This is a genomic window from Bacillus sp. FSL L8-0099 (assembly GCF_038006385.1).
GTDB classification, from domain to species: domain Bacteria; phylum Bacillota; class Bacilli; order Bacillales; family Bacillaceae_G; genus Bacillus_A; species Bacillus_A toyonensis.
Genome location: NZ_JBBOVC010000001.1, coordinates 3,401,485 through 3,424,579 on the forward strand (window position 1 = coordinate 3,401,485; position 23,095 = coordinate 3,424,579).

Sequence of the window (23,095 nt, forward strand, 5' to 3'; positions counted from 1 at the left end):
CGAGCATGTTTTGAAATCCAATCAAAACATGCTCTTAAAATATGCTATCTTACAATCTCCATATCCTCATCAATACCAAATAGTCTCCGCATAATTATAAGCATCACTATTCGGAATGGCATGTTTCCCCTGCGCTTGTGCCTTTCTTGGATCTAAGTCATATACCATTGGCGTATAGCATGATGTTTTCCCTTTATTTACAACACCATTTCCTCCAGCACTTCCGCAAGTGTATGCCTTTCCATCTGTTTTTCTAACAATCCTTGCATCAGCTTCGTTATTATAAACTGCTGGGCGGGTTACAGTAACTTTTGCCCATGCTGTCTTACAAGTCGTGCTAAATTTTAATTCTACATAAGAATTTGAATCAATCCACTTCTTTTCTTTCGTTACTGCGGATTGATCACAGCTGTTATAGTAAGGACTTTTCCCATCATATGAATGATTTTCTGCGTATGCTTTATCGCTATTAGTCGTGCTAAACATACTAGTTACAACGAGTAAAGATAGCAATAAACATGCACTCACCTTTTTTAATAGCTTCATATAATTTCACTCCTTTATTAATAACGTGCTGTTTTACCGTAACCGTTATTAAACGTAACCGCTTCAGCATCTGCTGTATATCCGAAATCTGCAGTTAAATCAAATACCATTCCTGTATACGTGCTCGTTTGACCTGTTTTTATTGTGCCGTTCCCCTGATTAGAAGTAACTGATTTTTGGAATACACCATTTTTATATTTATTTACAACTGCGTACGCATACACTCCTCCCGAAACAGCTGGTGCTGGTTGATCTAAAACAAGCTTAGACCATGCTGCATGACATTTATTACTGTAACGTAAATACACTGTCCCTACTTTTTTACTCCCTTCATAAACTGCTGTAGACTTTGCATTAAATCCATCTGCATCACACGTTGTACTTCCCCCGTATACTTTCGTTGTTGCTGGATTTTTTCCGTCATAATAACTACTTAAATCAGTAGCTGCCAATGTACTTCCTTGGAAACTAAATAATACACCTATACTTGCCGCACTTAACACGCATACTTTCATTAACTTTTTAAACATATTAAATTCCCCCCTCACAATAAGTACGTATACTAAAGACAATCTATCCCCTATGTAAGCCCTCCTTTCACGCTTCCTAGAGGCATCTTACAGAAACGAATAAACGTTGTAAATTCCCTTATGATTATTGGAATATACGAAGAATTTTACTTATCCTTGTAAGAAAAAAGTTGAGAAATACACATTTTATAGCATTCTTTATTTAAAACATAAAAGAACCGATACTTGTTATATTCAAGCATCGGTTCTTTATATAAAATTGCCATTTTTTCTTTTATATAAAATAAATATTTCTCCACTTAATCCGTTGTAAAAAACTCCCTCGTTACATCAATAAATTGCTGCAGTGGCGCTGTCATCCATTTATCTTTATGCCAAGCAATTTGTGTATAAATCGGAGGTATTGTTTCTTTTAACACTAACTCCTTTAACGTCCCTTCCCGTATATCTTTTTCTACTACTATTGCTGGCAAAACTGCTATACCTAAATCCGCAATGACACATTGTTTAATTGCCTCGACACTAACAAACTCAATCTTATTTGCTGGATATACGTCTTCCGCACGAAATAACTCTTCAAATAAAGTCCGATATGAGCACCCTAGTTCAGTTAACAAAAGTGTTTCACTCTCTAAATCTTTTATAGAAACGGAAGCCTGTTCGAGTAAACAATGCCCTGGAGCCGCTACTACTTTTAATTCTTCTTTCATAAGTGGATCCACATGCAAAGCATCTTCTGTTTTACATTCGTCCAAAATAAATGCAAGATCGACTTTCCCCTCCATCAATTGTTCCTTCGCATCTTTATTGGAATGCGCTGGTTTAAATATAAGCTTTATTTTGGGGAATTGTATTTTAAACCTCTTTAATATAGAAGGAAGCCTATATGTACATTGACTTTCTTGTGCACCAATTATTAACGTACCTGCTATTTCCTCATCATCTTTCACAGCCGTCTTCGCTTCGTTACTAAGTGCGATTATCTTGTCCGCATATAGTTGAAACTTCCTGCCCGCTTCAGTTAAGAAAAGACGTTTCCCTAACCTCTCAAATAGTGGTGTACCGAGCTCAGCCTCTAACGTTTTAATTTGTGCTGTAACACTCGATTGGGCAAAGTTTAATTTCTTCGCAGTTTGTGTAAAGTTCAAAGTTTCCGCGGCTATTTTAAATGTAATTAATTGTTTTATCTCCATTTATCATCCCTCTTTTCAATCGGTATTTCCGATTGATTTCATCGAAATAATCCTCTATGTCTATCGATGTTTATATTGTATGATAAAGAGCATCGACAAACAATATAAATGGAGGTATTCCATATGAAAGCACTTTGTTTCGAACAGTTCGGAAATCCGGATGTACTACAATATAAAAAAATACATGATCCAATCATAAATTCAAATGAAATTCTTGTCCGCACGAAAGCAATCGGTTTAAACTTTGCTGATATTTATAGACGCCGCGGTGATTATCATCTCGCTGGTAACCCGCCATATATATTAGGTTATGAAGGGGCTGGTATTGTTGAAAAAGTAGGAGCTGACGTTACTACTATCAATCCTGGGGACCGTATTGCATTTGCTGACGTCCCATTTGCAAATGCAGAATTAGTTGCCGTTCCATCAGAAAAAGCCATCCTACTTCCGGATTCTATTTCTTTTGAAACAGCCGCTTCTGTCTTATTACAAGGTCTAACGGCACATTATTTAACGAAAGATAGCTATCAAATAAAACAAGGTGATACAGCTTTAGTCCACGCTGCGGCTGGTGGCGTTGGTCAACTTCTTATTCAAATGATTAAACTACAGGGCGGAACAGTAATTGGTCTTACGTCATCAACCGAAAAAAACAAAGTAGCCACGTTAGCTGGGGCTGATCATGTATTTTTATATACGGAAAAATGGCATTCAAAAGTACTTGAAATAACAAACGGCACTGGAGTAAATGTTGTATATGAATCAGTAGGTTCTACATTAGAGGAAAGTTTTAACGCTACTAAAATTGGCGGTACTGTCGTATTTTACGGAATGGCTGGTGGTAATCCTGCGCCAGTTGATCCGCGTATGCTTATGGATACTTCAAAAACTTTAACTGGTGGAGACCTTTGGAACGTGCTTACTACTTTTGAAGAACGTAAGCAGCGCTCTACTCAATTATTCGATTGGATCACTAGTGGAAAAGTAAACATCGCGAGTCCTACTACATTCGCCTTACAAGATGGTGCTCTTGCACATAAATTATTAGAGAGCAGAAAAAGTACTGGGAAGATTTTATTGATTCCATAATCGTTCATATTTAAAAAGGAAGCTAGAATATATTTCATTGCTTCCTTTTTAAATGTTATTAATGTTCCATTTTGCTTCTTTTTAATAACCCTGTTATTTATATTTTTTATTTCTATACGTCTCTTTCTAGGCCCCTCATTTTTAGGTTTATAAAATAAATGAATCTAAATATTAAAGGAAAGAACAAACCTCCGGATATCAACGACCCAATAAATACAGTATCAATAAAAGAAAAAATCCCAAAGAATAGCATTCCCAAAAAATAAAATACAACTGCACTCCAATAAATAAAACGTGGAAACTTAGTTTGGAACGAATCACCTTTTTTACACGGTTTTCCAAATAAAAAATGAACGAATTTAATCAACATAATCACTTCTCCATATAATTGTTAATATCCTTTTCTTCTTAGAACTGAGCATAAATCACATACTATGTATCTTTTTCTTTGAGTTTTCCGACAACGGGGTTATTAGCTATGTCGAATACAGTAACCTTTTACTCATATTTTTCGCAAAGGCAACAATATATTTTTATTTCAATACAAATCGCCTATCCCCATTATCATGTTGCAATTCAAACAATACTGGATTACTAACAAATCTTTTTAACAAAACGTCTGCCTCATGATCAGTTATTTCATTAGGAATATTAATGCCACTAAATGATGTTGAGGAAATTAGTGTATGAAAATCATATTTAAATTCATAATCACCAATATACGCAAGTGCCAATTGCCCTTTCCATTCAATTTGATACGTCTGTCCTTCTAATCTAGTAAACTTAATATTATGAAAGGCTGACGCATCATGTCCAAGTAAATAAACGTCAAATGCAGTTAAATCTAAATCTAAGTTCTTCTGCTCATCTTCGGATAAAAAATCAATTGCAAATCTCTTCCCATTTAGCAAATCCAAATCAAAAGGCACCTCATCACTTCCTACACGAAACCCTTTAAAATCCCATTCTTCTGATGACAAAGTACAGCTATGGAAGTTGTTCCATACAATCTTCGCGTGCCAGTCATCAACATCTTCTCCATCTTCTTCATCATCTTCCAAATTTTCCTCATCATAATCCGCAGTCTCTAAATGTAAATCAAAATACAAACCAGCTACACCATTTAACTCTTCTTCCTCCGCATATTTAAAATGTGCACTCCACTTAAAATTAACAATTCGATGACCTTTAGGCCACGGGTTGTCCACAAAATATATTCGATCCATATTTACTCGTTCCTTATTTTGTTTTATTTCTCGTAAACTCACTTAAATTTCGAGATGAAATGTAAGACTAGACTAATAGCCCTCCAATAAGCTGCAAGACAATTTATTGTTCCTACTCTCTTACTATATCACCACAATAATTTTCATAGTGTATTTTTAACAGAATATTCCGATTCAAATTAACAAATGATATACTGAAAAATAAAAAGAAGCTAGATTTTCTAGCCTCCTTTTCTTATCTCTATTTGAGATTTAATTATATTTCCACACTTTCTTTCCCTTTTGCAACATACCTCATATCTCCAACCGACTCGACGATGTATTCCCCATCTTTATATAAAATTTTCGTTACACTTGCATTCTCTACTCCAAGTTTTGTTTTACTACTATCTATCATTTCTATTAAGGCAGTAATCAAAAGCCCATGAACGACAACTAAAACGTTACCGCCTCCATTTGCAGCAGCTTCTTCACTAATTTTATCAATCTCTGTTTTTATACGGGCAGAAAATAATTCCCAATCTTCCGCTTGTTTCGTAGGGTCTGCTGCTCTAATAAGATTAATTACTTCTTGAATAGAAAGCTTCATAAGTTCTTCTGGTGCTGCAACACCCGCAGCTTTTCCAACCGCATCCCACATATTTTCAAGTTTTTCACCTTCAAAAATACCAAAATTTAATTCTCGCAAATTTTTTCTTTTCTCAAGTTTCAATTTTGATTGCTCACTATATTTTAATACTAAATTAGCAGTTTCAATCGCTCGGCCGCTATCGCTACTATACACATTCGTAAAATGAACATCTTTTAATCCTGTTCCTAAATTTGAGGCAACTTCCACACCTTTTTCTACTAACGGAGAGTCTGCCCAACCTTGCGCGCGATGGTTCGTATTTAATATTGTTTTACCATGTCTTGTAACATATAACGTAACTACATTCTCATTGCTATTTGTTTCTCGCTTATTCATTCTATTCTCTCCCTTTACGTTTCTATATCAATTTTACCACCTCAATTATTCATTGAGCAAAATATACGTCAGTAGATCTGCTGAATAAAAAAAGCTATCTTTCTGTATATCTCTACAAAAAGATAGCATCTTTTATGATTACATTTCTTAGCCAATACTTCTACTCAGCAAAAGCACTCGAATATTGTACAATTCCTTCTACACCTTGAAGAGTGTTCTCTCTTAGCTCCATCACCATAAACACTTCATCTGGCACTTCAAATGGCGCTTTTATATTCCACTGACTTGCGCGTTCAAAACCGAATTTCGGGTAGTACTCTGGATGCCCTAATACTACAACTGACCCGTATCCTAATTCTTTCGCTTTTTCTAAAGCAGCCGTGATAAGTTTTCCACCAATTCCTTTCTTCTGATGGCTTGGTGCTATTGACACTGGTGCAAGTGCTAATGAATCTACAGTAGTCCCACCTTGTTCTATTGTAATTTTCGATAACATAATGTGACCGACTATTTCCTTATCTACTGCAACGATGGATAACTCCGGAATAAATGCGTCACATTCTCTAATACGTTTTACAAGTTCATGCTCTTTTTTATCACTAAATTCTTCATTTAAAAATGCCTCTTTTACAACTTCTTCTGTCTTTCTATAATCATTTTTTTGTTCTTGTCTAATCGTTACCATTCTATATTATCCTCTATTCTTTCTTATTTCTTTTTGGATTTTACGAAGTGCTTTTTTCGATCCACGCTCTATATCATGTTGCATTTTTCTTTCTTTATAATCAACAAATAGTGTACTTAAATCGTACCCTTCTGGATATAATTCTTTCGCTGCTACCTCTAAAGTAATGCGTTTTACATTCACTTCAACGAATTCACCGTTATAATATACAACGACGTTATAGAAATTATCTTTTTCCTTATAAAGGATACCAAAATCATCATAATCCAATAAATTCACACGGTCGCCGACTTTGTACTCATAATGAGATTCTCTTTTCGCTTGCACAAATTTCGGTTTTCTAATTTTACTTTCATTCACTTTTTCTATAGCGTATTCTTTATTTCCCATATACTCTTTCGCTCTTTGCAGTACATGTTCTTTTACGTTCATTTTATTCGCAATCCAAAGCGCATTACTTTCACCTGATTTACCGATAACTAATTTATAAAGTGGCTCTAGTGTTTCACTATTAAATTGCATTGCTGCGTTCATAAAATCACCATGCATTTCTGAAAAGCGTTTAATTTCACCGTAATGCGTACTCGCAATTGTAATACATCCCGCAAGGTAAAATTCTTCTAAAATAGATATCGCAAGCGCCGCACCTTCATTCGGTTCTGTACCGCTCCCTATTTCGTCAAATAGTAGTAACGTATTATTATTTGACATCCTCATAATTTCAGACAGATTTTTCATATGAGATGAAAAAGTGCTTAGTGCATTTTCGATACTTTGATTATCACCAATGTCTACAAATACATTTTCGAAAATAGCAATTTCCGTTTCTTTATCTCCCGCAATATGAAAGCCTGACATTGTCGCTAATGTTAATAGTCCGATTGTTTTTAACACAATTGTTTTGCCGCCTGCATTTGGTCCTGTAATAATTAAACTACGGTACTCTTGACCAATTTCAAAGTTTAACGGTACAACTTGCCCCGTTAAAAGCGGATGCTTACAATTCATTAAATGAATGTTTCCGTGATCGTTTAGCTTCGGTTCTATTCCATCGATTGATTTACTAAACTTCGCTTTCGCAAATACCATGTCATATTGACTTATCAGTTCCATATTAATTTTTATACTATAAATATTTTCTACTACCATTCCTGATAGTGTCGCTAATATTTGATACTCTTCCATTGCTTCTTCTGCTTTCAAACTTGCTAGTTCCACATTTAGCTTTGTAACCGTATGTGGTTCTATAAATACAGTAGAACCTTTTGCAGAAGCTTCAACAATACTCCCAGCAACTTGATTTTTATAGGAAGATTTAATTGGAATCGTATAACGGTCATCCTTTTTACTAATAAAGAATTCCTGAATAAATTTCTTATTTGCACTACTATTTAAAAACTTCGTTAAACGCTCTTTTATTTTTCCATCTACAGAATCGATATTATTTCGAATTCGTTTTAACTCTTTACTTGCAGCTGCATCAATACTATTTCCTTTAATTGAAAAGTTAATTTCCTCTTCAATGCTTTTATATTCAGTCATTGAATTTGCATAGGAAGCTAATACTGGTGCAAAAAATTCTTTATCTAACATAAACTTTTTAATCTTTCTACATCCACGTAAAAAGTCTGAAACACTTACTAATTCCTCTGGATCTAAAATCATCCCTTTTTCTAATTTTTGAATTGTACTCGCGATATTTGAAATTCCGAAAAAAGGCACATGTCCTTCTGCATCTAATATAGTCCTTGCTTCTGTCGTTTCATTTAAACGATTTCTCACTACTTTTATACTTGTACTCGGCTCTAATTTATTTAATAATTCCTTACCTAATCCACTTACACAATAAGATTTCACTATTTCCTTTAATTCGTTATATTGTAACTTTTCAAAAGTCATCGTATTCATTTTGTTTCTCCTCACTATGATTGATGTTTATCATAAATGAAGATACCTACTCATTAGATCCCAATGAGTTTTACATTATTCAATCACCATTTTTATACATTTAAAACGTATACAAAAAAGCTGCGGGGATACCGCAGCTTTTACATTTACAAGGCATGTGTAATAACATATGAGGAAATAAACCATAAAAAACGAATGGCAATCCTCTCATTACACGCTTTATAAAGTATTGTAGGTATCTTCATAGGTTTCGAAATAAACGCATGACAAAATTAGGGGTATGATATACATAAAAATCCCCTGGTCTTATCCGATTTATTTCATTAAATTTTTCCTATTTAATACCTACCGCACTCACAAAAAGCACCTCTCATTAATTTATATTTTATGGTCATTGAAATCTAATTTATTGAAATCATCATACTATATGTTTTGCAAGAAGTAAAGGTGTCATACTTTTATAACTATACAGAATGTAAAAAGAAGAGGAAACTTATATTTCAGTCTACCTCTTCTTTTTCATCACCAATTTACTGTTGAACATATATGGAAACAGAGCCTCCACTTACATGGAATTGCCCCCATCCATCTTTATTAATTGTTACAGTATTTGTTTGATTACCCGTAATATCGTACCATACTTCCCCAGCGTTATTCTTTCCAACATCCATCCACTTTGATCCTCCTGGTCCATCGGAGATTAATGTCGCTAAACCAGACTTAGCATGTACACTATCGCCTTCTCTTGTCCAGCCAATCACATCTGGATGGTCTAAATAATCACGCTGCGTACCATATGCAAAGTTTTTTCGTGCCGTCAAAATTGGATCAATTTTATCTTTTAACGCTGGAATTTCATAACTACTATTTCCGCTTGTCCCATAGTAATCACCATAGAAAACTGAAGGATAGCCCTCTGCACGAGTTAAAATAAATGCATATGCCAGCGGCTTAAACCACGGACTTACTACAGATTCCAATGACTGCCCAGGTTGAGAATCATGATTCTCAACGAGAGTAACTGCGAGTGCAGAGTGATTTTTCATTACTGTTCCATTTAAAATATTTCTCATATCATAATTCCCATTTCCTGTTGAAGCATAATGAAAATTATAATGAAGCGGTGCATCAAATACAGATTGATTATAATTGACTTTTGCCAAATAATTGTTTAAAGTCTGGATATCATTTTGCCAATATTCAGCCACCGTAAACATTTCTTTCCCCGTTTGCTGCCTGACATGATTTACCCAATCGCGTAAATATTCATGATCAATATGTTTAACAGCATCTAAACGAAATCCATCTAAATTTAATTCATTCGCATACCACTTCCCCCAATTTTTCATCTCATTCGCAACATCTGGATGATCAAAATCAAGATCTGCATACATCAAATAATCATAGTTTCCATTTTCGCTAGACACTTCCCAGTCCCATGCTTTACCTATGCCCCTAAATTTATAAATTCGATTTAATTTCCTTCCTTCATCCCAATCCGTTCCGTCAAAATGATACCATTTCCATTTGAAATTAGAATAAGCATCTCTGCGCCCCGGAAAGTTAAAACCCGTCCATGCACTAATTTCATAATCACCTGATACTTCAATATTTCGATTGTTACGGTCTACCTCAACAGCTGTTACGGTTTCAGTATAATCAGCCCCACCTTTATGATTCATAACTACATCACCATATACGTCGATGTTTTGTTTATGTAAAGCGTCAATTGCAGATTTCAACTGTGCCTTTGTCCCATATTTCGTCCGCACCGTTCCTTTTTGATTGAACTCCCCTAAATCATATAAATCATAGGCCCCATACCCTACATCATTTTGCGAAGTCCCTTTATATGCAGGTGGTATCCATACAGATGTGATTCCCTTATGAGCTAAACTTTCAGCATCAGAACGCAAACGATTCCAATGATTCCCATCATTCGGAACGTACCACTCAAAATACTGCATTAATGTTCCATTATTTATCGTTGCTGCTTCTGCCTTATTCCTCCCATATATATTAGGAAAAAGCAAAATAAACAATAAACAGACTACCGTAATCCTTTTCAACATATTTACACCATCCCCTTCAAGAAAACGTTTGCATAATTCATTAAAATTATTATAATATTCGTTCTACAGTTAGTAAAGTAACAATCTTTTAATCTCTCACATTATTTTTCAAAATATGAATTTAACTATTCCACAAGTACCCCCACATAGTTTAAAATTCACATCGTATTCAAAATTGTATACAATTTATCTATAAAAGTATGACGGAGGGATTTCTATGACAGACTTTCAAAAACAATTTTTCGCACGTTTACATATAGAAGAAAAAAAAACCATATCATTTGAAGATTTATCTCAACTTATGTATGGAATGGCGCAAACTGTTCCATTTGAAAATTTAAATGTTCTCGAAAATAACTTTAAAGAAATATCAAAAGAGAATTTAAAAGAAAAAATTTTAGTAAACAACCGTGGCGGTCTTTGTTATGAACTAAATCCTACTATGTATTACTTTCTTAAAGACTTTGGATTGGATGTTTATTTAGTTTCAGGAACAGTTTACAATGCTGCAAACTCTATATGGGCTGTCGATTCCGGACATATCGCAACTGTTTTAAAACATCATCATGAACTTTATTTAATTGAAGTGGGGTTCGGATCATACTTACCTCTTGCACCTGTTCCTTTCTCAGGTGAAGTCGTTCACTCAGTAACAGGAGATTATCGTATTCGCAAAGAAACAACTGAAAAAGGAAATTACATTTTAGAAATGCGTAAAAACAATGAGTTTCTGGATCAATCTTCTGCTGATGATTGGACATTTGGCTATGCATTTTATATAGAAGAAGTGGATGAAACGAAAGCGAATACAGCACAAAAAATCATCGTTGAACATGAGGGCTCACCATTTAACAAAGTACCTCTTATTGTAAAACTTACACATGACGGACACGTTTCTTTAACAAAAGATCGTCTTACAATAACAAAGGACGGTACAAAATCTAAAGAAGAAGTTACAGACGAGCAATATACAAACCTTTTACATTCGAAGTTCGGAATTACACTATAACTGTTTAAGCCTTGCTATTTACAGCAAGGCTTTTCAATTTTCAGCAGGGATTTTTTGCAATTTGTTGTATTTCATAGTTATATAGGAATATGACTACACGTTTAGAAAGGAAATGATTATGACAGAACTTAAAGATCGATTACAAGTACCCGATAATGAAAAATGGAAGTTAACAGATATTTACGATACGATTGATGATTGGGAAAATGATTATAAAAAAATAGAAATGTTAACAATTGAACTAAAAGAATTTAATGGAGATATTCACGATGGCAATCGTTTATTAGCTTATTTAACAAAGAGTGAAGAAATATCTAGCATATTATCTTTAATGTTCGCTTATGCGCGATTACAATCTGATCTTGATACACGCGATACTGACGCCCAATCCCTTGTCGATAAAGTATCACAATTACATGTAAAGGTAAGCGCAGCGAAATCATTCTTCTCCCCATTCTTACTTAGCGTAGAAGAAAACACTTTACACTCTTACATAGAAGAAACGGAAGGGTTACTATACTATAAAGAAGACTTATTTGAATTATACCGTTATAAAAAACACGTATTGAATAAGGGTCAAGAAGAAATTTTATCCCAAATGGGTGAAGCACTTTCCTCTCCGCAACATACATTTGGTATGCTAAATAATGCAGATATATCATTTGGTGAAGTGACGAATGATGATGGAAAGAAAGTGAACTTAACACGTGGAATGTATTCGAAGTTAATAGAAGATGAGAATCGTGAGAAACGTAAAGAAGCTTATAAGGCATATTACAAACCGTATGTTCAGTTAAAAAACTCAATCGCTTCTACATTATCTTCTGCTATTAAAAATAATGTTACTGTTTCAAAACTAAGAAAATATCCATCAGCTTTAGAGAAATCATTATTTGGCGATATGGTTCCGAAAGAGGTATATGAAAACCTAATTGATACAACGAAAAAAAACATTCAAACATTACATACATACAATGAAATTCGTAAAGAAAAATTAAATGTAGACGAACTAAGACAATACGACTTAAGCGTCGATTTAGTACAAGGTGTAAAACAAGACATTCCATATGACGAAGCGTTTGATACTATGATTGCATCACTTGCTCCTTTAGGAGAAGAGTATATTGAAACATTAAAAGGTTTTAAAGATAAACGATATATAGATGTGAGAGAAACGCCTGGAAAACGTTCTGGCGCTTATAACTTTGGTGTATACGGCGTTCACCCCTTCATTCTTTTAAATCATCACGATGATTTAAATAGCCTTTTCACACTTACTCATGAGTGTGGTCACGGTATGCATACGCATTATTCACACGGATACCAACCAAGAATTTCTGCACACTATTCCATTTTTGTTGCAGAAGTCGCCTCTACAGTAAATGAAGTGTTATTAATTCACTACTTATTAAAAGAAGCGAAAGAAACGAACGTACGTAATCATTTAATTAACTACTTTATCGATAGCTTTAAAGGTACTTTCTTTACACAAATCATGTTTGCAGAATTTGAAAAAATCACACATGAAATGGCCGAACAAGGTAAACCATTAAACGCCCAAGTCTTTAGCGAAATTTATGAAAAGCTATTTAGAGAATATAACGGTGATGCACTTGTATTTGATGAAGAAGTAAAATATGGATGGTCTAGAATCCCTCATTTCTATCGTCCATTTTACGTGTACAAATACGCAACTGGATTCGCCTCTGCCATTCAAATTGCCGATAAATTATTAAGCGGTGATCCAAATGCACAAAAAAACTATATCGAATTCCTTAAAGGTGGAAGTTCTGACTATCCATTAAACCTACTGAAAAAAGCTGGTGTTGATTTAACTACGCCAGAACCGATTGAAAGTGCATTAAATCGCTTTACTCAACTTGTTGAAGAGTTTTCAGCATTATAAAAAAAGCATGCAGAGTATATACTCTGCATGCTTTTTTCATTCGAATCACTTTATTCTACATGTTGCTGCGTCACACAATGAATCATACCACCATACGTATACAGTGCATTTACATGAATACCAACGATTCTTCTTCCTGGAAACTGCCCTTCAATGATTTGCAGTCCTAACTTATCATGTTCATCACCGTATATAGGAACCAATACAACTTCATTTCCAATATAGAAATTCAAATACGAACCTTTACAGTCTGCCTCTTTTACCACTTTTCTTGTTACTGGTACTGGGATGAGTTGAAATGGACTTCCATCTATATTTCTCGCTTGTCGCAATTCTTGATAATGCTTTTCTTGCGCATCCAAAAGGTATGCCTCTCCTTCCCCGAAAGGATCATATTCATAAAGAATCGTATTTTCATTTACAAAACGTGCTGCCCCATCAATATGATAATCCGTATCTTCATCATAATTATCTTCACCACGAATACCAGTTATCCATATAAAATTCGTTACTCCTAAATACTTCGTTAACTCCATTTCAATCTCTTCCTGACTTAGTGTAGGATTTCGATTTTCATTTATAATAGAAGTTTTTGCCGCCATTAAGGTCCCGTTTCCGTTTATCTCTATTCCTCCACCTTCTAGACAAACACTTGCTGCAACTTTTAGGATGCTATACATTTCACTTATTTCGTCCGGAATAACAGCATCATTTTCATACGGATATTTATCCCCCCAACCATTAAAAATCCAGTGCGTTAAGCAGAGATTTTCTTCCTTATCTTTTACAAATATCGGTCCATTATCTCTTATCCATATATCATCAGTTTCTTGAACTAAAAAATCAATTTTATCCATATTTACGTTCTCTTCAATTAGCTTCGATTGGACATGTGTTTTTTCTTCTTCATCATATACAACAATATGCACATTCTCTCCGTAATGAAGCTCCTTCGCCATCGTTACCCAAATATCATCTAACTTAGCTCTGTAACCTTCACCTCTATGCGTTTTATCATGAGGCCATTGGAGCCATGTCCCCTCATGTTTCTCCCATTCTGCAGGCATATAAAACAAACTATTTTCTATATTTCTCATACATGTTCACCCCTTCTCTAAATGTAAGTCCAGTCTATACTTTGACATCGTGTTAAGGTCAACATCAATATATTCATTTGCTTGTAACTACTTCATAACGTTACTCTTTATTCTCCCTTGTGATACACTACTTCTCCTTGTAAAACTGTCATTAATACTTTCACACTCGGAATCTTATCGACACTCATTTTAGTAATATCCTCATTTAGTATTACGATATCAGCCGATTTTCCTACTTCAATTGAGCCAGTAATCTTATCAAGTCCTAGTGCCTTAGCTGGCTTAATTGTATAAGCATCAATAGCAGCCTGTACATTAGACAAGCCTTTCTCATCAATACTTAATGCGTTCGAAATCGTCACAAGTGGATTCAATTCATTTACATCCCAATCACTACTAAGTGATACATTTGCACCTGTTTTCCAAATTTGTCCTAACGGCATAATTCGTTTCATTTGCTGGTCTGTAAAATACGTACTTGCCCAGCTTTGTTTAGGATCTTCCGCAAAATCATGACCGACTTGAAAATCAGCGCTAACTCCTAAATGAGCAAAACGATTCATATCACTATCTTCTACCATTTCCACGTGCGTAAGCGTATACGGCTGTTTTGCCCCTTCTTTTTTCGCTGCTTCAATTGCATTTAAACTCTCTCTTACTCCACTATCTCCAATTGTGTGAATAAGTGCACCGTAACCAAGTTTATTAAGTTCAGTTAACCACCATTTCATTTTTTCTTCTGGAATATAGTTCAAACCATACGGGGTTCCTTTAAACCACTCAAATTTATATTTTTCAAGCGTTTTCGCTGTACTGTTAATACTAATTCCATCACTATACATCTTCACTTGATTAATAAGCATGCGTGACGACAAATCATCTCGCTTAATCTTTTGGAAATACTCGATTTGTTCTGCTTCATTTAAGTTCGGATACACCCACGGACGAAGTACTACTCGTGACGTTAACTTTTTCTCATCATTTACTTTATTCCAAACATCTAACCAGCCTCGTTTCCAATAGAGACGTCCATCCCCCACTGTAGTAATACCATTCTTCGCAACTTCATCTAAGCCGTCCAGCAAACCTTCATAATTTTTTTCGAACAAATTCGGTTGGGCATTCCATGCTTTTTCCATTACGATATCTCCAGCTGTATCATAAAGAATACCAAACGGTTCTCCTGTTTCTGGATCCCGAATAATTCTTCCACCTTGTGGATCTTTCGTATCTTTATTTATCCCAGCCAACTCCAATGCTTTCGAGTTAACCCATACAGAATGAGAGGTTCTTTCCATAATTAATACTGGGTTATTAGGAAATAGCTCATCAAGAACTTGTAATGGCGTTTGTTGTTCTGACTTTTCATCCATATTTTTTAACAGCTCTTCCAAACTAAATCCTGTTCCACTTATCCATTCCCCATCTTTCACATCTTTTTTACAAGCATTTAAATACGAGCGTTGTTCTTGCAACGCAGCATCTGGTGAGACACTGCAATTCCCTGCTGCTGGTGATTTCGCTTCAAAAATATGATTATGATTATCCACAAAACCAGGAAGAAGTTGACGTCCTTGTAGATTTATCACTTTCGTATCTTTATTAATCAATTTTTCTACATCCTTATTTGAACCAACAAAAGTAATTTTCCCATCTTTAATCTCTATAGCTTCTGCCATTTCTTGCTTTTCATTAGAAGTGTAAATTGTACCATTTTTAAACACTACATTTTTGGGCAACTGACCAGGTAGAGCAGAGCTACCATTCTCACCTTCTCCTACTTCAGGCGTACACGCTGAAATCCATACCATACTTAGAATCAAACAAATAATCATGATTTTTCTTTTCATATTCTTTCTCCTTTTTATTATGATAAAATGAAACTTTAATTAGTGGTGGACTCCATCCCTCACTAATTATTTGCCCACATCCATCAGGCTTTTACGGACAGCCTGACTCCAAAAAAATAGCGGGATAAATTACTTTCGTATATAGAATAAGGATTGACATAATGTTAATGTCAATCCTTATTCTCATTCTATTTTCGTAACTAAAAAACAAATTTGTGTCACATACTCTTCTGTTAAACAATCACATTCTGGTCCCTTTATATAGACTTCATATGGATGACTCTCTAGTATATAGCCATTCCTTTCAACCCACTCTTCTAACGCCATATAAGCATAACCTATATAGTCATAGCTGCCATAATGCAAAGTGGTAACAATTTGATGCTGCTTTAGCCTTTTTATGTCGCACTCTTGTAATACACCTTTATTATCTTCATCCATAATCGGAATTCTTAATTCTATATGGCTGCGATTTGGAATATACTCTTCATCATAAAAAACTGTAGATGGAGAACCGACTATTTGAAAGCTATTTTTTTGTACTTGTTCATATAAGTCATAAAAATAATCATCCATATCGTCTATATCTATTTGTAACTTTTGAGCAATTACTGTTATTTCATTTCTCATTCCAATTAATACATCGTAACTTCTATGGCGAGCAATATTTAGACCTTTATTCATATTTACTATTTCATTCATTTCTGAAATAACCTGTAAATTTTGTTTCACTTCATGAGATAACTCCATAATTTGAGATTGCATATGTTCAACAAACGAATCTTGATCTGCTGACTGGAGAATGATTTTAATTTTTGGTAAAGGAAACTTGTACTCCCTCAGCTTTTTAATTTTTAACGCTACTTCCAGCTGCCCTTGTTCATAATATCTATATCCATTTACCGGATTCACATATGCTGGTTTTAATATCTCTTCTTTGTCATAATGCCTTAGCATCCGTGTACTCATTTTACAAATTCGTGAAAATTCAGTAATTGTATACATATAAATACCCCTTGAATACATTTTCTTATAAACTTATTCATCCCGATTGGTATGGGCTAATAATTAGAGGGGATGGCCTCCTCTAATTAAAGTTTCACCTTATTAAAACCAATCAAAAATTTTTCTAATTGAAGAACTTTCACCCTGATTGCTCAATCTTTTCATTTTTGAAGGCAATAAATGACTCGGACAATACCACGTTAAACAATTCATTGCACCTCCCATAGTCGATATTTCTCCTACATGAATTTGAATGACTTGTTTTTCCGTATGCTGTTGAATATATCGTAAAACTTCCCCGTCTTTTGCTAATCCAAACTTAGGAACATAAAGGGCGTCACATGTTTCTAACATATTTATATATAAACCTTTTGCCGATGCAATTTCTTGATCATATTGCCCTTTCTCTGTATATGACGAAGGAACAACGATAAATTCAGCTTCTGGCATTTGCTCTTGAATAATCTCTTGCACATGATATCTAAATTCATTATCACCTAGAAAATCACTAATAAACATTGTGTGTTCATCAATAAATTTAACCATTCCGTCCGCGTGCGCAAGTACATCTCCTTCTTCAGCAGGAATAATAATAACCCGGCTTACATCTAAATCCCACTCTAATTGCTCAATTATTTCCTCTTCCGTCCAATCATCGTTTTCATCAAATATGCGTTCTGTTAATATAACAGTATCTTTTTTATTCCAAATAAGATTGCCACCATCCAATATTAATGGTGATTTCACATACTCAAATTCATTTTTCTTCAACCATTTATTAAATTGTTGATCTAAATATCGCCCTTGATCCTCTGGTAAATAGTTTGGGTAATATTTAAATTTAACAAGATGATTCGTTATAACTGGCGCAACATCTCTTAGCCAAATATCATCATACTCAAAGAAGTTTGTATGAAAGTCTTGCTCTTCAACAGATAAAGATATAAGTTGATCGGTAAATGATTTTTTTCATTTAAGTATTCATTAAAGTAAATAATGTCTTCATACAATGGTTGATAATATTCATTCGATTCGTCTGGTATTGCAGTAAAAATAATGCCACTATGTTTTTGTTCCATTTTATTTACCTCGCTTTTTAATAATGATTACATAACTGATTTCAATCAGCCAACTATTCCCCAATCCATTTCTCTTTTCATTACAATTTTTGAAACGTGCACATTTCATGAATGGATTATAGCACGGAGAAATATTATATATTTATATAAAAAATATATAGCTGTCGTTAAGCCGTAAAGTAACTCTTGACAAGATTTGAAAATAACGCTTTTCATACAACATTAAAAATATAATCATCATACCCAATGAATGATTAGCTGATTTTTCTATCAAGATTCATATCCATTACTTCGAGCAAACCGTTTTGATTACATAAATCTAATACATGTGTTTCTACTCCTATACAAATCCCTTCTAATGGAAGATCGTTTGGGTCCTGGCCAAATGGATCTTCAATTTCAACCCCTATTGCTTCAATCCCTATAAATGCAAAACTTATAAACGTAGTTGCAAGTACTGTAAACCATCCAAGACTATCAACAAGCCCGATCGGTAAAGTCCCGCAAAATATGAGCAGTAAAATTTTAATATGAGCAAAATATGCAAATGGGATAGGCGTTGTTTTAATACGATCACATCCACCCACAGCCGTAAGCAAATTATTCAAATCAGCTTCCATATTAATTATTACATTTGGATGAATTCGACCCGTTTTTAAACCTTTTGATAGTATAGTTTTTAACATAAAAGCTATACTAATTGGTAAATGAATAGACTCCGCCAATATTTCCTTTTCCTTCTCGGAACAAATATTAAGCAATGCTTTTATTTCAGTTAGATCTTTATCGTCTCTCAAATGCCCTTTCGCTATCTTAGGAAAAGCAATTAATAAATGTAAAAATTTTAGCTTTTCCTGATCCGTCTTTTTCTCTTCAGACTCCCAATGACATAAAAAACTAACTGCTAAGTTTCTAGTAGAAGCACCAATCGTGCCAAATAACTTTCTACCTTCCCAGTACCGATCATAGGCAGTGTTCGTACGAAAAACTAACAGTAGACCTAAAGCTCCTCCAACAATTACCCAAGGAGTTTGATTAATTTTTATTTCTGCATAATAGTAATTAATCACAGTGATTACTGTTGAAATGCACATATATAATAAAATTTGTGGGAAAATATCTCTTATAACTGTTCCCTTTAATGTAAATATTCGATGTAAACTATTTTGATTATTGTAATGTACCATATTTACAAAAGCCTCTTCCCTTTTTAACTTTTTATCCTTAAAAATTACGAAAGTATACAATTAAATAGTAGAATCATAAACCCTATCATTACGAAACTGGTGAAAATTATTTCTTTCAATACTCTTACTCCTTTTTGAGCCAAAAGATATACCACTTTTAAAATTTAAACAACAAATGTTCACTATTCTAAATCACGACGCATTATTTTAGAGTTCGCAATGAATAAAGCACTAATTAATACAAGAATCGCGCAGGCGTATAACAATATATCTATTGGACTATCATGATTTATAATAATGAGACGAACGATAGCTGTTATACCTATATATATAAAATATCGTAATGGAAAATGAAAATTCATTTGAAAATACTTTATAATCATTACGATGAATTCAAAATATAAAAAGAATACGACGATACTATCGATCAAATGATAACTAGATTCCTCACCATTTAATTTCAGTTCTTTTATAAATTGAATGACTTCTTTCACAAGAAACACACTTAGAACAACCCCTAAACAAATCAAAGCTACATTTAAAATGTACTGTAGAACGATAGGGAAAAACGAAAATACTATTTTTAAGTTCTTTAACACAAACATTTTCTCCTTTTCCATATAAAGTGAAACTTTAATCAGTAGGGGGGTTGTTCACCCCCTACTGATTATTAGCCCACACTAATCGGGCGTTTATGGACAGCCCGACTCCCACCTAACTTCTTTTTTCGAGTCGAGTTTTAAGGTGAGAGTCTTACTACCCGCAAATAGCGGGATAAAACGAAAAGCGACAATACACTATACTCCGATTATCATTATATTAAAACGTTTTATTTTTACGAATAATAAAGCATGACAAAATAGGTAAAGATAGTATTTCATCTATTTTGTCTATACAGCAGTATAACGAAACTCCAAACGATTATTTCAATTGAATTGGTTGTTGTTGTGTCACACAATGAATCATACCGCCATTTTTATAAAGTTCTCTCACATCAATACCTACTACTTTACGATCCGGGTATAACTTCTGAATCGCGTCGTTTGCGATTTTATCATTTGGATCATTATAATTAGGCACCAATACCACTTTATTCCCAATATAATAATTGATATATGATCCCTTATAATCAAGAGTTTTCCCATTTTCTAAAGCAACCTTGTCTTTACTAAGTGGTAAGTATTCATACTTATACTTCTTTCCTGAAGCATTTTTTGCATCTAACAATGTATCCATATCTTTGTTAGACAAACCCCATTCGGCTAGGTCGTCTTCTTTCATCGTTACAATAGTAGATTTATTATGGAATTTAGCAAATCCATCAATATGAAAGTCCGTAATATCTAAATTAGGTACTCCATCTAACCAAATAATGTTTGACACCCCAAGGTCACTTATATATTTTTCAATTTCCTTTTCCGATAAATCAGGATTTCTATTTTTATTCGTTACAGAACTTCGAGTTAATAAAGCAGTCCCATTGCTATCTAATTCAATTGCGCCACCTTCAAGGACAAATTTCCCCCAATCAATTCTTTCAATCCCTAATTGCTTACTAACGTTCTCACGAATACGAGCATCATTTTTGTAAGGTGTTTTATTCCCCCAACCATTAAATGCTGGATCTAATATTTTTAGATTTTTATCATTGTCATAAACAAAAATTGGTCCACTATCTCTTGCCCATACATCATCCGTAGGTGCTATAAAGAAATCAATCTTCTCCATATTTAGCCCTTCATCTGTTAAAAGCTTATTGATTCTCTCTTTTTCTTCCTGGTCATATGCAACAATGTGGACTTTTTCACCCGTAGTTAAAGCACTTGCCATCTTAACCCAAATAGGTTCAACTTCTTGTTGATACTCTTGACCATATGTGTATTCATGTGGCCATTGTAGCCATGTACCTTCATGTTTATCTGTTTCATCCGGCATCGTGTATTTTCCAATCTTTTTCTGTACCTCTACCTTCTCATTCTCTTTCCCTTTTGCATTTTCATTTCCACCTTCATAAGAACATCCACTTATAACCGTTGTAGCTAATGTAGCTATCAAACAAAACTTCACTACTTTTTTCATTTTCTGCCCCTCCTGTTCTTGTCTTCAATAATGTAAAGCTTCACATAGTGTGAAGCTCAAGCTTTTTCATCGATGTAAAAATTACCAATTATCCTCCCACGTGATAATCGTAAAATTCCAATAAAAATAGAGGGCATTCACAAAGTAACCCCCTCTATTTAACATTACTATTTTTTAACTTCCTTCATAAATTTATTCTAATCTTACTCCCTTCTCATACTTGCTTGTTCACTAAATAAAACATTATTAAATAAAAAAAATCGGTATTGATCATTTCATATCAATACCGATTTTTAAACATTTATTTTTCTTCTATTAAATCATTCGCCATTTTTCTAAACTCTTGATTAAACGTATCATTCATACCATTCTGTACGTTAGAGAATAATATAACAAACGTTCGTTTATCCCAGTTAAAATTATTAAATGTGTTCCAACCAGCTAATACCCCATGATTATGATAATAGTCTGGGTAAATATAGAAACTAAATCCATATTTTCTTGCAGGTGATACAGTAAACATATCAGATAAGCCTTGCTTAGAAAGCAATTTCCCATCTATAATAGCCTCATCTAATTTTTTCATATCTTCAACAGTCGTATACATTTCACCACAACCATATAGCCAGTTCATTTTTAAGCGAGGCGCATCTATTAATTCATTATCTTTTTTCGTATAACCTTCCGCTAGGAAAATATCTTCTGGAAGAGTTGCCCCCATTCCAGATTCATGCATTCCAACAGGATTAAAAATATTTTCTTTCACATATTCAGCAAGCGGTTTATTCGTAAGCTTTTCGACAATATACGCTAACACCATATAATTATAATCTGTATATTTCCATCCTGTCCCTGCAGGAAATTGTAACGTTTGCTCACCAATCCACGTTACTAACTTTAAACGTGACGCTGCATCAACACTCCCTTGCCCCTGTTCTGGTAACCCGGACGTATGTGTTAACAAATTTCGTAACGTAATGTTTTTATCTGCCGGAAACGATGGAATATACTTATTGACATTGTCTTCAATATTTAATTTCCCTTTTTCTCTTAGTTGCATAATAGATATTGCAACGACTGTTTTCGTAATGGAACCGATACGATACTTCGTTCTTGGCGTTGTTAACATTTTATCTTTCACATTCGCATAGCCGTAACCTTTTCGTAAAATCACATGACCTTTGCTAGCTACTAGAACACTCCCATTAAACCCTTTATCTTTTAAATATTGATCTAGTTTTCCCGCTGCACTTTCATAGCGTTTTTTCTCGTTTATACTAACTTCTTGCTGCTCGTCCTTTTGCTTATCAATTATATTCGAAAATGCCTTTATATCATATTTTTTATCTTTCTTTGCATGTATTAGTGCAACGACACTCCCACAAAAAACAGCAAAAATAAAGAAAACGATTAACCATTTCTTTAACATAATAGGAACCCTCTTTTTCTAGTTTCACTTAACGTGCATCCATTCTATTCTATACCTTTTAATTTTCAGATATTTTATAATATTACTTGCTATTCTCTTTATTTAAATTAGATTCCTTTTTATCACATTCAACTTTCAACTACTCTCTATTGTATTTCTTTCTTAAAAAATATCCAGCATACAATCGGATGCACCTGACTATAATTTCAATTTCTTATGTAACATTTGTTACACATCA

The 23,095-nt window shown here is 34.0% G+C and carries 19 protein-coding genes and 1 pseudogene; 3 read left to right on the forward strand and 17 right to left on the reverse strand.

Translation table 11 applies throughout. From position 1 onward, the window contains the following. Positions 1-69: 69 nt before the first annotated feature. The 3 genes from MHH42_RS17185 to MHH42_RS17195 form a co-directional block, all read right to left on the reverse strand. Positions 70-546: a DUF2690 domain-containing protein gene (locus MHH42_RS17185; protein WP_016108851.1), complete on the reverse strand. Its 477-nt coding sequence runs from the start codon at positions 544-546 to the stop codon at positions 70-72. Positions 547-563: 17 nt separating this feature from the next. Then, a complete protein-coding gene (locus tag MHH42_RS17190) occupies positions 564-1,076 on the reverse strand; it encodes a DUF2690 domain-containing protein (protein WP_000473739.1) in 513 nt (170 codons plus the stop codon). Positions 1,077-1,375: 299 nt separating this feature from the next. Continuing rightward, entirely contained in the window at positions 1,376-2,269 is an 894-nt protein-coding gene (locus MHH42_RS17195; RefSeq protein ID WP_000403867.1) for a LysR family transcriptional regulator, read from the reverse strand. 123 nt (positions 2,270-2,392) lie between these two features. Here MHH42_RS17195 and MHH42_RS17200 point away from each other — a divergent pair, with 123 nt between their 5' ends. After that, positions 2,393-3,358: a quinone oxidoreductase family protein gene (locus MHH42_RS17200; RefSeq protein WP_000645249.1), complete on the forward strand. Its 966-nt coding sequence runs from the start codon at positions 2,393-2,395 to the stop codon at positions 3,356-3,358. Between the two features lie 112 nt (positions 3,359-3,470). Here MHH42_RS17200 and MHH42_RS17205 read toward each other — a convergent pair whose 3' ends face one another. The 6 genes from MHH42_RS17205 to amyS form a co-directional block, all read right to left on the reverse strand. Then, positions 3,471-3,728, reverse strand: a complete 258-nt coding sequence (locus tag MHH42_RS17205; protein ID WP_340893649.1) for a hypothetical protein — start codon at positions 3,726-3,728, stop codon at positions 3,471-3,473. A gap of 163 nt (positions 3,729-3,891) precedes the next feature. Continuing rightward, positions 3,892-4,584, reverse strand: a complete 693-nt coding sequence (locus MHH42_RS17210) for a hypothetical protein (RefSeq protein ID WP_340893650.1) — start codon at positions 4,582-4,584, stop codon at positions 3,892-3,894. 256 nt (positions 4,585-4,840) lie between these two features. Then, positions 4,841-5,551 carry a histidine phosphatase family protein gene (locus MHH42_RS17215; protein WP_070173576.1) on the reverse strand — a complete coding sequence of 237 codons (711 nt, stop codon included), beginning with the start codon at positions 5,549-5,551 and terminating at the stop codon, positions 4,841-4,843. A gap of 160 nt (positions 5,552-5,711) precedes the next feature. Then, positions 5,712-6,236 (reverse strand): GNAT family N-acetyltransferase, encoded by a 525-nt coding sequence (locus tag MHH42_RS17220; protein WP_000256477.1) that lies wholly within the window; start codon positions 6,234-6,236, stop codon positions 5,712-5,714. Between the two features lie 6 nt (positions 6,237-6,242). After that, complete coding sequence (locus MHH42_RS17225; RefSeq protein ID WP_001095216.1) at positions 6,243-8,144, reverse strand: endonuclease MutS2; 1,902 nt, start codon at positions 8,142-8,144, stop codon at positions 6,243-6,245. Between the two features lie 530 nt (positions 8,145-8,674). Next, a complete protein-coding gene (gene amyS, locus MHH42_RS17230; protein ID WP_087948774.1) occupies positions 8,675-10,216 on the reverse strand; it encodes an alpha-amylase in 1,542 nt (513 codons plus the stop codon). Positions 10,217-10,433: 217 nt separating this feature from the next. On the opposite strand from amyS, the gene MHH42_RS17235 reads away from it, so the two are divergent. Together MHH42_RS17235 and pepF are read left to right on the forward strand one after the other, a co-directional pair. Then, on the forward strand, positions 10,434-11,225 hold the full coding sequence (locus MHH42_RS17235) for an arylamine N-acetyltransferase family protein (RefSeq protein ID WP_098637517.1): 792 nt from the start codon (positions 10,434-10,436) through the stop codon (positions 11,223-11,225). Between the two features lie 118 nt (positions 11,226-11,343). Continuing rightward, on the forward strand, positions 11,344-13,131 hold the full coding sequence (gene pepF / locus MHH42_RS17240) for an oligoendopeptidase F (RefSeq protein ID WP_098637518.1): 1,788 nt from the start codon (positions 11,344-11,346) through the stop codon (positions 13,129-13,131). A gap of 50 nt (positions 13,132-13,181) precedes the next feature. Here the strand turns inward: pepF and MHH42_RS17245 are convergent, their stop codons facing one another. The 8 genes and pseudogenes from MHH42_RS17245 to MHH42_RS17280 all read right to left on the reverse strand — a co-directional run bounded on the left by MHH42_RS17245 (position 13,182) and on the right by MHH42_RS17280 (position 22,857). Then, on the reverse strand, positions 13,182-14,228 hold the full coding sequence (locus MHH42_RS17245; RefSeq protein WP_340893651.1) for an agmatine deiminase family protein: 1,047 nt from the start codon (positions 14,226-14,228) through the stop codon (positions 13,182-13,184). 107 nt (positions 14,229-14,335) lie between these two features. After that, positions 14,336-16,078 carry an amidohydrolase gene (locus MHH42_RS17250; protein WP_000823348.1) on the reverse strand — a complete coding sequence of 581 codons (1,743 nt, stop codon included), beginning with the start codon at positions 16,076-16,078 and terminating at the stop codon, positions 14,336-14,338. Between the two features lie 183 nt (positions 16,079-16,261). Continuing rightward, the gene (locus MHH42_RS17255; RefSeq protein WP_098000543.1) at positions 16,262-17,083 is read right to left on the reverse strand and encodes a MerR family transcriptional regulator; all 822 of its coding nucleotides are present in this window, start codon (positions 17,081-17,083) and stop codon (positions 16,262-16,264) included. 102 nt (positions 17,084-17,185) lie between these two features. Further along, positions 17,186-18,162, reverse strand: a pseudogene (locus MHH42_RS17260) (agmatine deiminase family protein). Between the two features lie 254 nt (positions 18,163-18,416). Next, a complete protein-coding gene (locus tag MHH42_RS17265; RefSeq protein WP_340893655.1) occupies positions 18,417-19,349 on the reverse strand; it encodes a bestrophin family protein in 933 nt (310 codons plus the stop codon). Positions 19,350-19,531: 182 nt separating this feature from the next. After that, complete coding sequence (gene psiE, locus MHH42_RS17270) at positions 19,532-19,948, reverse strand: phosphate-starvation-inducible protein PsiE (RefSeq protein ID WP_340893657.1); 417 nt, start codon at positions 19,946-19,948, stop codon at positions 19,532-19,534. 322 nt (positions 19,949-20,270) lie between these two features. Continuing rightward, positions 20,271-21,428, reverse strand: coding sequence for an agmatine deiminase family protein (locus MHH42_RS17275; protein ID WP_340893659.1), 1,158 nt, complete (start codon positions 21,426-21,428; stop codon positions 20,271-20,273). 301 nt (positions 21,429-21,729) lie between these two features. Further along, a complete protein-coding gene (locus MHH42_RS17280; RefSeq protein WP_098638037.1) occupies positions 21,730-22,857 on the reverse strand; it encodes a serine hydrolase domain-containing protein in 1,128 nt (375 codons plus the stop codon). Between the last annotated feature and the right edge of the window lie 238 nt (positions 22,858-23,095).